The sequence below is a fragment of the Desulfoprunum benzoelyticum genome, from assembly GCF_014201505.1.
Classification (GTDB): Bacteria; Desulfobacterota; Desulfobulbia; order Desulfobulbales; family Desulfocapsaceae; genus Desulfoprunum; species Desulfoprunum benzoelyticum.
Window position 1 is genome coordinate 1 of record NZ_JACHEO010000034.1, and the last position, 15787, is coordinate 15787.

Genomic DNA, 15787 nt, shown 5'->3' on the forward strand with positions numbered 1-15787 from the left:
ATGGTGATGCCTGGTGACAATATATCGGTTGAGGCCGAGCTGATCACCCCTATCGCGATGGATGCCGGATTACGATTTGCGATCCGCGAGGGTGGACGGACGGTCGGTGCTGGCGTTATCAGTGAAATAATAGCCTAATTTGTTAAATACAAGCTTACCACCCTGCTCTCGCAAAAGAGCAGGGTGGTTTTTATTTAGGGAAAAATATGCGAGACATAATTACGCTGGCCTGTGGAACCTGCAAACGCAGGAATTACACTACGACCAAAAACAAAAAGAATACCCCGAATAAACTGGAATTTAAGAAGTACTGTCCATTTTGCCGCTCACATCTGCCGCACAAGGAAACAAAATAACAAGATAGGCCAGTAGCTCGAATGGTAGAGCACCGGACTCCAAATCCGGGGGTTGGGGGTTCGAGTCCCTCCTGGCCTGCCAGTTGTAAAAGCTGTTTTATCTGTAAGCCTGGTGAAGATTTTATATTACCAAGCGAATCCGGTTCACGAGATAAAAGGCGCAGGGTGTATGACAAATAAGGCGAAAGATAAAAAGACAATTGCTGATACTGTCGAATCAGTTTCTGTTTTTTCACCTACTCAGATAAAGAAATTTGTTCTGGAAGTGAAAGTTGAATTCGGCAAGATTGTTTGGCCTGACAAAAAAATGACATTAGGTCTTACAGGAATAGTTGTTGTTATGGCTGTTGTGTTATCATTTTACTTAGGATCGATAGATCTCGTTATCGGTAAAATTGTCAGTAGCCTTCTTAGATAACATCAGCTAACTTTTATTCATTTAAATAATCGAAGAGAATGAAGTCGAGAGAACGCCAGCCTATAAATCTTTTCTGAAATCATAATGGAAAAAAAATGGTACATACTTCAAGTCCATTCCGGATTTGAAGAAAAGGTAAAGGCAACCCTTGAGGAAAGAATTCGCAAGGAAGCGCTTGAGGAGTTTTTTGGCGGTTTTCTTATTCCTACTGAGCAAGTTGTTGAAATGATAAAAGGATCCAGGAAAACTTCATCAAGGAGATTCTTCCCTGGATACATGCTTGTCAGTATGGTCCTTAATGACAGGACCTGGCATACTGTTCATGAAAACATGCCGAGGGTTGTTGGTTTTGTAGGAGACGATCTTAATCCGGTACCTTTGTCTGATGAAGATGCTGCGAAAATAATTGGCAGGATCCAGGACGGTTCTGAAAGACCAAGGCCGAAAGTGATATTCGATATAGGTGAGGTTGTTAGGGTCATTGATGGGCCATTCGCGAATTTTCAGGGGGTTGTGGACGAGGTGTTCCCGGAAAAAGGCCGTGTTCGTGTCATGGTATCGATTTTTGGGCGAGAAACTCCGGTTGAATTAGAATTTGTACAGGTATCGAATACTTGAATTGGGTAGTAGGAAGGTAAAAAAAGAATATGGTTTTGTACTGTTTGACACTTTCCGAATTTTACTACGATATTGAAATGTAAGAGGTTGAAAGAAAATGGCTAAAAAAATTACCGCATTCGTCAAATTACAGATTCCGGCGGGGAAAGCAAATCCTTCGCCTCCAGTTGGTCCGGCCTTGGGACAACAGGGTGTCAATATCATGGAGTTCTGTAAAGCATTCAATGCTAAAACCCAGTCTTTGGGAGATACCATAGTCCCTGTTGTGATTACGGTATATCAGGATCGTTCATTCACATTCATTACCAAAACACCTCCGGCTTCAATATTGTTGAAGAAGGCTGCTGGCTTACAAAAAGGATCAAGCAATCCTAAGGTTGATCGAGTTGCTGAATTAAGCAGAGACAAAATACGTGAAATAGCCGAAACGAAAATGCCTGATCTCAACGCCTACGATCTTCCGAGTGCCATGAAAATCATAGAAGGTACTGCACGGAGTGTAGGTATTACAATTGTCGATTAATTTATTCAAACAAACTGCTAGCGAAGTTAGACTGATACTTCGTCAAAAGTAGGAGGCGATATGCCGAAACACGGGAAAAACCATAGAAACAAACTTGCTGCCATTGACCGTACTATCCTCCATACCCTTGAAGATGGAATTAAATTCGCGTTGGCTTCCAGTTATGCCAAATTCGACGAAACTTTCGATATAGCGATGAAACTTGGTGTTGATCCAAGACACGCAGACCAGATGATTCGTTCTTCCGTGGTTCTACCGCATGGTACCGGTAAGGTAACCAGGGTTCTTGTTTTTGCAAAAGGACCAAAAGAAACGGAAGCGCTTGAAGCTGGTGCTGATTTCGTTGGGGCAGATGATCTTGTAGCAAAAATCCAAGGAGGGTGGCTGGATTTTGACAAGACCGTAGCTACTCCGGATATGATGGGTACTGTCGGTAAGATAGGCCGTATTCTCGGACCACGTAATCTGATGCCAAATGCCAAGCTTGGAACTGTTACTTTTGATGTTGCAAACGTTGTGAAAGATATCAAAAGTGGGAAAGTTGATTTCAAGGTTGATAAGGCAGGAATAATTCACGCCGGTCTCGGGAAGGTATCGTTTGGGGATAAAAAATTATTTGATAATGTTTTGGCCCTAGTAGAAAAGATTATTCAACTGAAACCGTCGACAAGTAAAGGGATTTATCTTCGTTCGGTCACTCTGTCGACAACTATGGGGCCAGGGGTCAAGATAGACCCTCTCAATGTCAGAAGCCTTGTAAAATAAAGTATAATTTTACCATAATTTGAACTGAGGCTAACGTCGAAGACAGCGGGAACAATTGTTTAATCGCATGGTATCATGCGTCCTGCCGAGACAAAGGTGAAAAGAAACATTTAGCCCTTTTGTGAAATTTATTGCACTGGGTTTTATGCCTCTCTTGAACATTGTAACTGCTTCTTTGAATTCTTTTAAAATTCAACCAATCAAGGAGGAGTACTTTGAATCGTGATGAAAAAACAGCAATAGTCGCGGAATTAAACGATTCCTTCAACCGCGCAAAATTTGCGGTTGTTGCCGATTATTGTGGTTTGAAAGTTTCAGAATTGCAGCAGATTCGCATTGATCTGAGAAACTGCGACTCCGAAATTCGCATTGCCAAGAATACTCTTTTAAAGAAGGCAGTTCAAAATACGGATAGTGTTTCGCTCAGCGACGATTTTTCTGGAACAACTGCTGTTGTGATTGCCTATGGTGATCCTGTGGTTCCTGCAAAAGTAATCGCAAAATTTGCTGATGAACACGATAAATTTAAAATTAGATCTGCTTCTTTCGAAGGTGGGAAAATTGGTGTTGCAGAGTTGGTCGCTTTATCGAAACTGCCGACCAAAGATGTATTGCTTGGACAGCTGCTGTCAGTGATGAATGCCGTACCTACAGGTCTCGTTCGTGTGCTCTCAGGTGTGCCACGGACATTTCTCTATGGGTTGCAGGCGATAAAAGATCAAAAAGAGCAGGTTGCCAACTAATCGATCATGCGGATGAATGCATGAGAGTGATAGTGAATCTTTACAATTCAAGCGAGGTATAATCAAATGGCTGTTACAAAAGAAGATGTGATTGATTTTATAGCAAACATGAGCGTTCTGGAACTCTCCGTTCTGATTAAGGAACTTGAGGATAAATTTGGTGTTTCCGCCGCTGCTCCTGTTGCTGTTGCAGCTGCAGGTCCTGTTGTGGCAGAGGCTGCAGCAGAAGAAAAGACTGAATTTGATGTTATTCTAACTGCGGCCGGTGATCAGAAGATCAAGGTTATTAAGGAAGTAAGGGCAATTACGGGTCTGGGACTGAAAGAAGCGAAAGATTTGGTTGAAGGTGCACCCCAGACAGTGAAAGAAGGGGTATCCAAAGATGAGGCTGCAGCAATCAAGAAACAGATTGAAGAAGCTGGTGGCGTTATCGAGATCAAGTAATAGTCCTCTCGTTGTCCTCTTTAGGGATGACAATTTTTAGTAACTGACACGCTACGGGTATTTACCCGTGGCGTGTCGCGTTTAGGAAAGCAAAAAAGGTAGTTCGAAAATAGCTTTATTAAATCAAACAATTGAGGTGTGACTGTAGCGCTGGTTGCCTCAATTTACCATTGAGTTAGGAACTACTATGCTTAACATAAACTGTACTCTTTCAGTGCGGGAACAGCCATTGGTTTTTCCTTTCAACTTTGTATTTCTTCTGCATTGCACTTTCTGCCTCTCTGATCTCCACGCTTAAGCTAGTTTAAGATCAAACTGAAAACATCTAGTTTCAAGATCTTACGGCAACCTCGAGGAAAACTATGGAACGAGTAAGAAAAAATTTTGCGACAGCGGATTGCATTATTGAACCACCTCATTTGATCTCAATGCAGCGAATTTCGTATGAGAAGTTCCTGCAAATGGATCGTGAACCAGATGATCGTGAGGATTATGGTTTACAGGCAATTCTCAAGTCTATATTTCCTATTAGAGATTTTAACGGGCAATGCTCTCTCGAGTTTGTCCGCTATAAATTTGGAGAACCAAAATATACCGTAGAAGAATGTCAGCAGCGAGGAATGAGCTATGAAATTCCTCTTAAAATAGTAGTTCGTCTGATTACATATGATGTGGACGAGGAAACCGGTGTCCAATCCATTCGTGATATCAAGGAACAGGAGGTTTTTCTCGGATCTTTGCCGTTGATGACAGGAGATGGAGTTTTCGTCATCAATGGAACGGAAAGGGTTATCGTATCGCAGTTGCAGCGGTCGCCTGGTTTGTTTTATACCCATGATAACGGTAAGAGTCACGCGAGTGGTAAGCTTTTGTATTCGGCAAGGATTATACCTGTCAGAGGTTCATGGATTGATCTGGAGTTCGATATCAAGGATATACTGCATGTCCGAATTGATCGCCGACGAAAATTCCCCGCTACTACGTTGCTTAAGGCGATAGGATATTCATCGGAAGAACTGTTGCAGGAGTTCTATCCAATAAATACTATAAAACGGAACGGAGATGAATTTTTTTGCAGTTTCGATGAAGAAACTGCAATTAATCAGAGGCTTGAATTTGATCTTGTCAATCCGGTAGATGGCGAGATTTTGTCAAAAAAAGGTCGAAAAATTACTTCAAATCTCTGCAAGAAAATAAAATCTGCCGGAATTGATTACCTGAAGATCTCAAGGGAGGCGGTTGTTACGCGTATTCTTGCGAAAGGAATTTTTGACCCGACAACCGGTGAAGCCCTTGCTCTCTGCAATACCGAAATTACTGACTCTCTGCTCGATACGCTGAAGGATGCCGGTATTTCCGAATTCCAAACTCTCATGATTGATGGAGTTAAGTACTCTGACTCCTTCAGCAAGACGCTGGCTTCCGACAAGGTCGCCGGCACGGAAGAGGCTCTGCTGGAGATATACAGGCGCCTTCGACCGTCGAGTCCCCCGACTGTCGAGGTGGCGCAATCTTTCTTTGACAACCTGTTTTTCAATCAGGATCTCTATGACCTGTCTGAGGTCGGTCGCTACAAGATCAATGCCAAACTTGGCCTCGATATCGACATATCCAACCGGGCCCTGACCCGTGAAGACATTCTTTATTCGATCCGCCATCTGGTGCGGTTGAAGGACACTCAGGGCGGGGTCGATGATATCGATCACCTCGGGAACCGGAGGGTGCGCACGGTCGGCGAACTTGTAGAAAACCAGTATCGCATGGGCTTGGTCAGGATGGAGCGTGCGATCAAGGAACGGATGACCCTGCAGGATGTTGAAACCCTCATGCCGCATGATCTTGTCAATCCCAAACCGATCTCCGCTGCAATCAAGGAGTTTTTCGGCACAAGCCAGTTGTCTCAGTTCATGGATCAGACCAATCCGTTATCCGAGGTCACTCATAAACGGCGTCTCAGTGCCCTCGGGCCTGGTGGTCTCTCGAGGGAACGGGCGGGTTTCGAGGTTCGCGACGTCCATCCGACCCATTATGGACGCATCTGTCCGGTCGAGACCCCAGAAGGACCGAACATCGGTCTGATCGTCTCGCTGGCGACCTATGCCAGAATCAATCCGTATGGTTTTATAGAAACCCCATACAGAAAGGTTGAAGAAAGGATCGTCCTCGACGAGGTAAAGTATCTGAGTGCTCTTCAGGAACAGAAGCATGTCATCGCTCCCGCCCTGGTTGAGACCGATGAACAGAGAAGGATTGTCTCCGACAATCTCATCGTTCGCGAGGACGGCGAGGTCGTTACCTCAACGGCGGACAAGATTACTTATATGGATATCGCCCCCAATCAATTGGTTTCCGTCGCCGCGTCCCTCATACCCTTTCTGGAAAACGACGATGCCAATCGCGCCTTGATGGGGTCGAACATGCAACGACAGGCTGTGCCGTTGATGGTGACGAAGGCGCCGTTGGTCGGCACCGGGATGGAGCGGTACGTCGCCAGAGATTCAGGCGCCTGCCTGCTCAGTGCTGGCGATGGAATTGTCGAAGAGGCCGACTCCAACAGAATAGTTGTCCGTTATGACAAGCCGGGCGTTGATGGGTACGACACCGGCGTTGCCGTATATCGTTTAGGCAAGTACAAAAAGTCTAATCAGAACACCTGCTTCAACCAGACGCCTCTGGCTGTTCCTGGAACTCGGGTGACTCAGGGGACGGTACTTGCAGATGGCCCATCCTGCGATCACGGTGAACTCGCCCTTGGCAAGAATGTGACAATCGCCTTCATGCCATGGCGTGGATTCAACTTCGAGGATTCGATCCTCGTCAACGAGCGTCTGCTCAAGGAAGATACCTTCACCTCGGTGCATATCGAGGTGTTTGAGACAATGGCGCGTGATACCAAACTCGGCAAGGAAGAAATCACCAGAGATATTCCCAATGTCAGTGAGGAGACGCTGCGCAACCTCGATGACTCCGGTATCGTCAGAATCGGTGCCGAGGTCAAGGCCGGCGATACCCTGGTCGGCAAGGTTACGCCGAAAGGGGAAACGGTGCTTTCCCCCGAGGAAAAGCTCCTACGGGCGATCTTCGGTGAAAAGGCGCAGGATGTGAAAGATTCTTCGTTGCGGGTTCCACCCGGGGTATCCGGCATTGTTATCGATGCCAAGGTGTTTTCCCGTAAAGGTGTCGACAAGGATGAGCGTTCATTGATGATCGAGGATCTGGAAATTGACAAACTCAACCAGGACAAGATCGATGAAATCCGGAGCCTGAAACGAGGGGTCTGCAGAGAAATAGGCAATATCATCGAAGGCCGTACCGCCAAAAGCGATATCATTGGAATCGAGGGTCAGGTCGTCGTCAAACTGGGCAAAAAGATAACGGCAGACATGGCCCTGGAGATAGGGTTCCATAACCTGCGGGACATCGATTTTTCCGAAAAAACGAAGTACGAGGACCTGATTGACGCCGCCTTTGCCCGTTACGAAAAACAGGCGCGTTTGATCTCGGAGCGCTATGAGGGAATCATCGATCGGATGCGCAAGGGCGACGATCTGCCTCCAGGCGTGGTCAAGATGGTGAAGGTGTATGTGGCCACGAAGCGCAAGCTTTCCGTAGGCGACAAGATGGCCGGACGGCATGGCAACAAAGGTGTCGTCTCCCGGTTGCTGCCCGAGGAAGATATGCCCTTTTTTGCCGATGGGACTTCAGTTGACATCGTGCTCAATCCTCTGGGCGTTCCTTCACGTATGAATGTCGGCCAGGTACTGGAAGTCCATCTTGGGTTTGCAGCTAAGAAACTGGGGGAACAGTTGGCTGAGTTGGCCAATGAACATGCAGCGGAAGCCATCAAAAAGAAGCTGGCCCTGGTCTATAGTCCGGGAGAGTACGAGACGATTGTATCCGGAAAGAATGATGAAGAGTTGATCGCCTGGACCAGAGAACACCAAGGTGGTCTGTTTGTTGCGACTCCGGTTTTTGATGGAGCGGAGGAAGGACAGATCCGCCGCCTGCTGGTTGAAGCAGGTGTTGATGAAGTCGGACAGAGTCAACTCTACGATGGTCTGACGGGGGAACCGTTTGCGAACAAGGTAACCGTTGGCGTCATGTATATGCTGAAACTCCACCATCTGGTCGACAACAAGATTCATGCCCGGTCGACAGGACCATATTCACTGGTGACCCAGCAACCGCTGGGGGGCAAAGCCCAATTTGGCGGGCAACGCCTGGGCGAGATGGAGGTCTGGGCGATGGAAGCCTATGGAGCTGCCTATACTTTGAAAGAATTTCTCACAGCCAAATCAGACGATGTCGAGGGCCGGACTACCATGTACGAGCGGATAGTCAAAGGCAACAATTTCCTGACGACTGGTCTGCCTGAATCATTCCATGTACTTGTCAAAGAGTTGCAGGGATTGTGTCTGAACATGGAACTGATTGAAGAATAGCCGCTCGGTTTTTCGGCAGTCGTCCGAGACTTGAGCCAATTTCGATATTGCCCGGATAGGGGACAATCTCTTCAAGATCCGGCGGCAGCTTCTGCTGTCGGATGAATCCTTTGTAAAGGGAGAGGTGATAGCGTGGAAGAGCTTTTTAATTTTTTTCAGAAACCAAAAGCCCCCGCACAGTTCAACAAGGTGAAGATCTCGCTTGCTTCACCGGAGAAGATCATGGATTGGTCGCATGGTGAGGTCAAGAAACCAGAGACCATTAATTATCGGACATTCAAACCAGAACGGGATGGCCTTTTCTGTGCCAAGATTTTCGGACCGGTCAAGGACTTCGAATGCAACTGCGGGAAATACAAGCGCATGAAGCATCGCGGGGTAGTCTGTGAAAAATGCGGTGTCGAAGTCATCCAGTCGAAGGTCAGAAGGGAGAGGCTCGGCCATATCAAACTTGCGGCCCCGGTTGCCCACATCTGGTTTCTTAAAAGTCTGCCGAGCAAGATCGGTGCGGTTCTCGACATGACGCTCAAGCAACTCGAGAAGATCCTGTATTTCGAGCAGTATGCTGTGGTCGAGTCTGAGGTCGAAAGCCTGCCGCAGGGGAAACTGCTCAACGAGGACCAGTATCGGCAGATGCGTGAAGAATTCCCCGGCAAGTTTCGCGTCGGCATCGGCGCTGAAGCGATTCGGGATCTGCTTGCCAGTAAGGATCTCGTGGCGCTGTCGAAGGAACTGCGGGAGGAGATGGCGACGACCAATTCCCAGACCAAGCGGCAGAAGCTGGGCAAGCGCTTGTTTGTGATCGAGTCGTTCTGTGAGTCCGGCAACAAGCCGGAATGGATGGTGCTGGAGGTCATCCCAGTTTTGCCGCCTGATCTCCGTCCGCTCGTCCCTCTGGAGGGTGGGAGGTTCGCCACTTCCGATCTCAATGATCTCTATCGACGGGTGATCAACCGCAATAATCGGCTCAAACGGCTGCTCGAGCTCGATGCTCCGGATATCATTATCCGCAACGAGAAACGCATGCTGCAGGAGGCTGTCGATGTTCTCTTCGATAACGGCCGCCGCGGCCGGGTCATCACCGGAGCGAACAAGAGGCCGTTGAAGTCCCTCTCCGACATGCTGAAGGGAAAACAGGGACGGTTCAGGCAGAATCTGCTTGGCAAACGTGTCGACTACTCAGGACGGTCGGTTATTGTCGTCGGCCCCCATTTGCGATTGCATCAGTGCGGAATTCCGAAAAAAATGGCCCTGGAGCTGTTTAAGCCCTTTATTTATAACAAGCTCGAGAGAAAAGGGTTTGTCACGACCATCAAGAGTGCACGAAAGATGGTCGAGAAGGGGGTCAAGGAGGTGTGGGATGTCCTCGATGAGGTGGTGACTGAATATCCGGTTATCCTCAATCGTGCCCCAACCCTTCACCGTCTTGGCATGCAGGCCTTTGAGGCGGTCCTGATCGAGGGTAAGGCCATCCAGCTACACCCATTGGTCTGCATGGCCTTCAATGCCGACTTCGATGGCGACCAGATGGCAGTTCATGTGCCTCTTTCGGTGGAGGCACAGGTCGAGGCCAGGGTCCTGATGATGTCGACCAACAACATTCTTTCGCCGGCGAATGGCGAGCCGGTCATCATCCCGTCGCAGGATATTGTTCTCGGCCTCTACTATATGACCCGCGAACGCATCAATGTAGCTGGTGAGGGCAAGGTCTTCTCCAGTCCTGTCGAGGCGATGATTGCCTATGACTATGAACAGGTGCACCTTCAGGCCAAGATCAAGGTGCGGATGAATGGCGAGATGATCGATACCACGATGGGGAGGATCATTCTCGGACAGCTCCTGCCTGCCAGCGTGCCGTTCAAGGAGGTCAACCGGGTCCTGAGCAAGAAGGCCTTGGCACAGCTTATTGATTTTACTTACCGCAATGCCGGGACCAAAGATACCGTCATAGTCGCCGATCGTCTCAAGGATATCGGTTACGAGTATGCGACGAAGGCAGGGATATCGATCTGTATCAACGACATGAAGATCCCGCTGAGTAAGGAGGATTTCATCGAGAAGGCCGAAAAGGACGTGCTCGATGTTGAGCAGCAGTATACTGACGGTCTTATCACCTCTGGTGAAAAATATAACAAAGTCGTTGATATCTGGTCGAAGGTTACGGAAGATGTCGCCAACGAGATGATGAACGAGATCAAGGTGGAATATTTTCGTGACAAGGACAATAAACTCGTTGAGTCTCCAAGTTTTAACTCTATCTTCATCATGGCTGACTCGGGAGCCCGTGGTTCGCGGGATCAGATCCGTCAGCTTGCAGGCATGCGTGGCCTGATGGCCAAGCCTTCCGGGGCCATTATCGAGACACCGATCAAGGCGAATTTTCGTGAAGGTCTTGGTGTTCTTGAATACTTCATTTCTACCCATGGTGCTCGCAAGGGTCTCGCCGACACGGCACTCAAGACCGCCAACTCCGGGTATCTGACCAGGCGTCTTGTCGATGTGGCCCAAGAGTCAACAATTGTCGAACGGGATTGCCAGACCCTCGATGGCATTGTTTCGGAACCGCTTCTTGATGGCGGGGAAATCATCGTTCCTCTCGGCGATCGAATCCTTGGGCGGGTTGCATTGGAAGATGTCTGCGACCCCTATACGAATGACGTCCTGGTCGAGGCTGGAAAGGAAATTACTGAGGAAAAAGTGCGTCTCATCGAGGAGGCTGGGATCGATCGGATCATGATCAGATCGGTACTTTCCTGCCGGTCGCGAAGAGGGGTCTGTGCCGCATGCTATGGTCGTGATCTTGGCCGTGGTCATATGGTCAATATCGGTGAGGCGATCGGTGTCATTGCCGCCCAGTCGATCGGTGAACCCGGCACGCAGCTGACCATGCGTACTTTCCATATTGGCGGTACTGCTCGTCGTTCAATTGAGCAGGCCGAGTTGAAGACACAGCGTGGCGGCAAGGTCGGCTTTAAAAATCTTCACTTTGTTGAAAATGCAGAAGGTGTGAAGATTGTCATGAACCGCAATGCCGAGATTTCGATCATGGATGAGCTCGGGCGTGAGCGCGAGCGATTCAAGGTCAACTACGGTGCCCAGATAACCGTCGAAGAAGGAGCCGAAATAGCCGCCGGTACGATACTGGCCGACTGGGATGCCTATACGATTCCGATCGTCGCCGAGGTCGGGGGTACGATCAAATATGGGGATATTTTCGAGGGCATCACGATGCAGGAAAAGGTGGATGTCGTCACCGGCAAGTCGTCGATGGTCATCATCCATTCGGCTGGAAGCTCCCAGCTCAACCCCAGGATTTCAGTTAAAGGTGATAAGGGCAAAACTCTCAAGCTACCTGATTCCGAGGCCTATGCGCGATACAGCCTTCCTGTCGGATCGATCATATCGGTCAACGAAGGCGACGTGATTATGCCAGGGACGATTGTCGGAAAAATTCCGCGTGAGACGTCAAAAACAAAGGATATCACCGGTGGTCTGCCACGGGTCGCCGAACTGTTCGAGGTCCGCAAACCAAAAGAGCCGGCGATTATTTCGGAAATAGACGGGCGGGTGAGTTTCGGCAAGGAGCTGAAAGGGAAGAGAAGGGTTCTCATCACCCCTGAGTATGGTGAGTCTCAGGAATATCTCGTCCCAAAATCAAAGCATATCATTGTCCATGAGGGTGACTACGTGCAAGCTGGTGAACCTCTGATGGAGGGTACTGTTGTTCCCAACGATATCCTTCGGGTCCTCGGCGTTAAGGAGCTTGCCAAGTTTCTGGTCAACGAGATCCAGGAAGTTTACCGATTGCAGGGTGTAAAAATCAATGACAAGCATATCGAAGTTATCGTCCGTCAGATGCTGCGAAGGGTTCAGATCACGTCGGCTGGCGATTCCAGATTCATGATCGGGGAACAGGTAGAGTGGTGGAAATTTGAGGATGAACGTGATCGACTGATCGCCAACGGACAAACTCCTCCGGTTGCGGAGCCGATGTTGTTGGGTGTCACCAAGGCTTCTCTGTCTACCGAGAGTTTTATCTCTGCCGCATCCTTTCAGGAAACGACGAAAGTCCTGACAAATGCTGCAATGGCTGGAAAGATTGATGAACTCGCTGGATTGAAAGAAAATGTCATCATGGGACGACTCATTTCAGCAGGAACTGGCCTGAAGGGTAACGTGATAGAGCAATAATTCCTTATGAGGCGTTAGTTTTTCGTCTTGACACTTAACAGGAGTTAGAGTAATTAATTCTGCTTTCGTGCTGCAATTTGTCTACTGACTTGCATCCTGATAGGCGGATAAAGAGGAAAAAGATAGGAAAACAGGAGTTGTAAACGCAATGCCGACAATTAATCAACTTGTAAGGCTGGGGAGGGAAAAGATTGTCAAAAAGACAAACACCCCTGCCTTGAAAGGATCACCTCAGAAAAGAGGGGTCTGTGTCCGAGTGTATACCACAACCCCGAAAAAACCGAACTCGGCTCTTCGTAAGGTTGCAAGGGTAAGGCTCACCAATGGTATTGAGGTGTCATCCTATATTCCCGGTATCGGGCATAACCTCCAGGAACATTCGGTGGTTCTGATTCGTGGAGGCCGGGTCAAGGACCTTCCTGGTGTTCGCTATCATATTATTCGTGGCACCTTGGATACGCTCGGTGTGGCTGCACGAAGACAAGGTCGTTCGAAATATGGAGCAAAACGGCCTTCATGATGGCTGATTGCTGAAAATGAGAGGTAGGAATGTCGCGTAGAAAGACAGCAGAGAGGCGGCCAATCGACGCTGATGAGCGTTTTGGCAGTGTGTTGGTGAGCAAATTCACCAACGGCCTGATGGAACGAGGGAAAAAAAGCATCGCCCAGCGTATTTTTTATGATGCAATGGACATAGTCACCTCCAAGGTGCAGGAAGCCGATGCGCTGACAGTGTTCGAAGAGGCAATGGAAAAGGTTCGCCCAAAGGTTGAGGTGAAGTCTCGGCGTGTTGGTGGTGCGACGTACCAGGTTCCGATGGAGGTGCGACAGACTCGTCGGAACGCCCTTGCGATACGATGGATCATTAATTACTCCAAGTCGCGCTCAGGGAAATCGATGTCTGAAAAACTGGCTGCTGAAATTATCGATGCCTACAATAATCGCGGGGCGTCTGTGAAAAAACGAGATGATACTCATCGTATGGCTGAGGCTAACAAGGCCTTTGCTCATTATCGGTGGTAGGTCTATAACGTCAGACGAAGAGGGTCCGCGTCAACGGCGCAAGATGCTATTCTGAGGAACGTCGATGGCGACCCATAGCGAACTCCTGGCGAACACGCGCAATATTGGCATTATGGCCCATATTGACGCTGGGAAGACAACAACGACAGAACGTATACTCTATTATACCGGTAAGTCGTATAAACTTGGTGAGGTCCATGAAGGCACGGCCGTCATGGACTGGATGGAACAGGAGCAGGAAAGAGGGATCACCATAACCTCGGCAGCAACCACCTGTTTCTGGAAAGATACCAAGATCAACATCATTGACACTCCCGGGCACGTCGATTTTACTGTTGAAGTGGAACGATGTCTGCGAGTACTCGACGGAGTAATTGCTGTTTTCTGTGCTGTCGGAGGGGTTGAGCCACAGTCGGAAACGGTATGGAGACAGGCCGATAGGTATCGAATACCGCGGATGGCCTTCATTAATAAGATGGATCGGATTGGTGCCGACTTCCATCGATGTGTGTCAATGATAGCCGACAGGCTTGGTGCTTACCCCCTTCCACTGCAACTGCCAGTGGGAAAAGAAACCGAATTCGAGGGGGTCGTCGACCTCATTGAAGAGAAGATGCTGCTGTTTAACGAGCAGTCTCTTGGGCAGGAAATCATAGAGAAAGAAATTCCTGCGCCATACATAGAAGAATTCACGGCCGCACGGATGGCACTCATCGAGAAGTTGGCCGACTTCGATGAGAGTGTCATGGAAAAATTTGTTGAAGATACATCGGTATCGAAATCGGAAATATATGCTGCCTTGAGAAAGGCGACGCTGGCGCTGCAGGTGGTGCCGGTCTTGTGCGGAAGCGCTTTTAAAAACAAAGGCGTACAGCCGCTGTTAGACGGGATCATACGGTATCTGCCATCGCCTTTGGATGTTCCAGCGATAGCTGGACTCGATCAGGATGGTAACCCTGTAAGCAGGGAAACGGATGCGGGCGGAAAATTCTGCGGCCTCGTATTCAAACTGATGAGCGATGCCTACGTCGAGAACTTAGCTTTTATCAGATTGTATTCAGGATGTATCACAGTAGGCGATAAGATCTTCAATTCTTGCAAAGGGAAGCAGGAAAAGGTTGCCAAGATCCTGAAACTGCATGCCAATAAACGTGAAGAAGTTTCTCAGTTGACGGCAGGTGATATCGGGGCCATCGTCGGGCTGAAATTTACGACGACGGGTGATACCTTATGCGAAAAAGGGGATTTCATCGTGCTGGAAAGCATGGACTTTCCCGAACCCGTTATCGGAGTTGCAATCGAGCCGAAAACCAAGGCTGAAGAAAAAAAGCTTGAAGAAACGCTCAAGAAGATTGCATTGGAAGATCCGTCATTCACCATTAGTGTCAATGGCGATACCGGACAGACGATAATTTCCGGAATGGGCGAGTTACACCTGGAAATAATTGTTGACCGGTTAATAAACGACTTCAAAGTTTCAGCGAACATCGGCAAGCCGCAGGTAGCTTACAAGGAAAGTTTGACTGCCAGGGGAAAAGCTGAAGGAAAATTCGATCAGCTGACTGGGGCGAAAGGACAGTACGGTCATGTCGTACTCGAAATCGAACCGCTGGGAAGAGGGCAAGGATTCGAGTTTGTCAGTCTGGTTGATGATACACAGATACCCTCGATTTTTCTCGCCGCTATACAAAAGAGCGTTGTTGACAGCCTCGATGCCGGACCACTGTTAGGGTATCCGCTGACCGACGTCAAAATCAGTTTGGTAGGTGGATCGTACCACGAGGACGAGTCGACGGATATGGCCTTCGGCATTTCGACTTCGATGGCGATGCGGCGGGCTGCGCTGGAAGCGCAACCGGTTTTGCTTGAACCGGTCATGGATCTGGAGGTTGTCACTCCAGAAGAGTATGTGGGAGATGTGATTTCCGATTTGAACAGTAAACGGGCAAAGATCATTGGAGTGGATGCCGCAAGTAATTACCAGATGTTGAAGGCGCATGTACCATTGTCCGAGATGTTCGGATACTCGACTGCATTGCGTTCAGCAACTCAAGGGCGTGCCAATTTTACAATGCAGTTTCTGGAATATAATGTTGTGCCTGCCGCCAAAGCAGAAGCGATAATTAAGAAAATCAGAGGGATATAGAATAAAAATATTGAGGAACAATTATGTCAAAGGAAAAATTTCAAAGGACAAAACCGCATGTCAATGTTGGAACGGTAGGTCATATTGATCATGGCAAAACTACTTTGACTGCAGCTAT

General features: G+C 48.5%; 14 protein-coding genes and 1 tRNA gene. All 15 read left to right on the forward strand.

The window, feature by feature from the left end; translation table 11 throughout:
- Positions 1 to 138, forward strand: a 138-nt coding sequence (locus HNQ81_RS16670; protein ID WP_492212470.1) for an EF-Tu C-terminal domain-related protein, incomplete at its 5' end; no start/stop codon positions are given.
- 68 nt (positions 139 to 206) lie between these two features.
- Positions 207 to 356 (forward strand): 50S ribosomal protein L33, encoded by a 150-nt coding sequence (rpmG, locus tag HNQ81_RS16675; RefSeq protein ID WP_183352489.1) that lies wholly within the window; start codon positions 207 to 209, stop codon positions 354 to 356.
- A 6-nt stretch (positions 357 to 362) separates the two neighbouring features.
- A tRNA-Trp gene (locus tag HNQ81_RS16680) sits at positions 363 to 438 on the forward strand.
- Positions 439 to 525: 87 nt separating this feature from the next.
- Complete coding sequence (gene secE / locus HNQ81_RS16685; RefSeq protein ID WP_183352491.1) at positions 526 to 774, forward strand: preprotein translocase subunit SecE; 249 nt, start codon at positions 526 to 528, stop codon at positions 772 to 774.
- 84 nt (positions 775 to 858) lie between these two features.
- Positions 859 to 1392: a transcription termination/antitermination protein NusG gene (gene nusG / locus HNQ81_RS16690; RefSeq protein ID WP_183352493.1), complete on the forward strand. Its 534-nt coding sequence runs from the start codon at positions 859 to 861 to the stop codon at positions 1390 to 1392.
- A gap of 97 nt (positions 1393 to 1489) precedes the next feature.
- The gene (gene rplK / locus HNQ81_RS16695; protein ID WP_183352495.1) at positions 1490 to 1915 is read left to right on the forward strand and encodes a 50S ribosomal protein L11; all 426 of its coding nucleotides are present in this window, start codon (positions 1490 to 1492) and stop codon (positions 1913 to 1915) included.
- 60 nt (positions 1916 to 1975) lie between these two features.
- Entirely contained in the window at positions 1976 to 2680 is a 705-nt protein-coding gene (rplA, locus tag HNQ81_RS16700; protein ID WP_183352497.1) for a 50S ribosomal protein L1, read from the forward strand.
- 215 nt (positions 2681 to 2895) lie between these two features.
- Positions 2896 to 3423 (forward strand): 50S ribosomal protein L10, encoded by a 528-nt coding sequence (gene rplJ, locus HNQ81_RS16705; RefSeq protein ID WP_183352498.1) that lies wholly within the window; start codon positions 2896 to 2898, stop codon positions 3421 to 3423.
- Between the two features lie 66 nt (positions 3424 to 3489).
- Entirely contained in the window at positions 3490 to 3867 is a 378-nt protein-coding gene (gene rplL / locus HNQ81_RS16710) for a 50S ribosomal protein L7/L12 (RefSeq protein WP_183352500.1), read from the forward strand.
- A 362-nt stretch (positions 3868 to 4229) separates the two neighbouring features.
- The gene (gene rpoB, locus HNQ81_RS16715) at positions 4230 to 8309 is read left to right on the forward strand and encodes a DNA-directed RNA polymerase subunit beta (protein WP_183352501.1); all 4080 of its coding nucleotides are present in this window, start codon (positions 4230 to 4232) and stop codon (positions 8307 to 8309) included.
- Between the two features lie 132 nt (positions 8310 to 8441).
- Complete coding sequence (gene rpoC / locus HNQ81_RS16720; protein ID WP_183352502.1) at positions 8442 to 12500, forward strand: DNA-directed RNA polymerase subunit beta'; 4059 nt, start codon at positions 8442 to 8444, stop codon at positions 12498 to 12500.
- Between the two features lie 148 nt (positions 12501 to 12648).
- Entirely contained in the window at positions 12649 to 13020 is a 372-nt protein-coding gene (gene rpsL, locus HNQ81_RS16725) for a 30S ribosomal protein S12 (protein ID WP_183352503.1), read from the forward strand.
- 29 nt (positions 13021 to 13049) lie between these two features.
- Entirely contained in the window at positions 13050 to 13523 is a 474-nt protein-coding gene (rpsG, locus tag HNQ81_RS16730) for a 30S ribosomal protein S7 (protein WP_183352504.1), read from the forward strand.
- Positions 13524 to 13587: 64 nt separating this feature from the next.
- A complete protein-coding gene (fusA, locus tag HNQ81_RS16735) occupies positions 13588 to 15669 on the forward strand; it encodes an elongation factor G (protein WP_183352505.1) in 2082 nt (693 codons plus the stop codon).
- 23 nt (positions 15670 to 15692) lie between these two features.
- Positions 15693 to 15787, forward strand: a 95-nt coding sequence (locus HNQ81_RS16740) for a GTP-binding protein (protein ID WP_221270897.1), incomplete at its 3' end; no start/stop codon positions are given.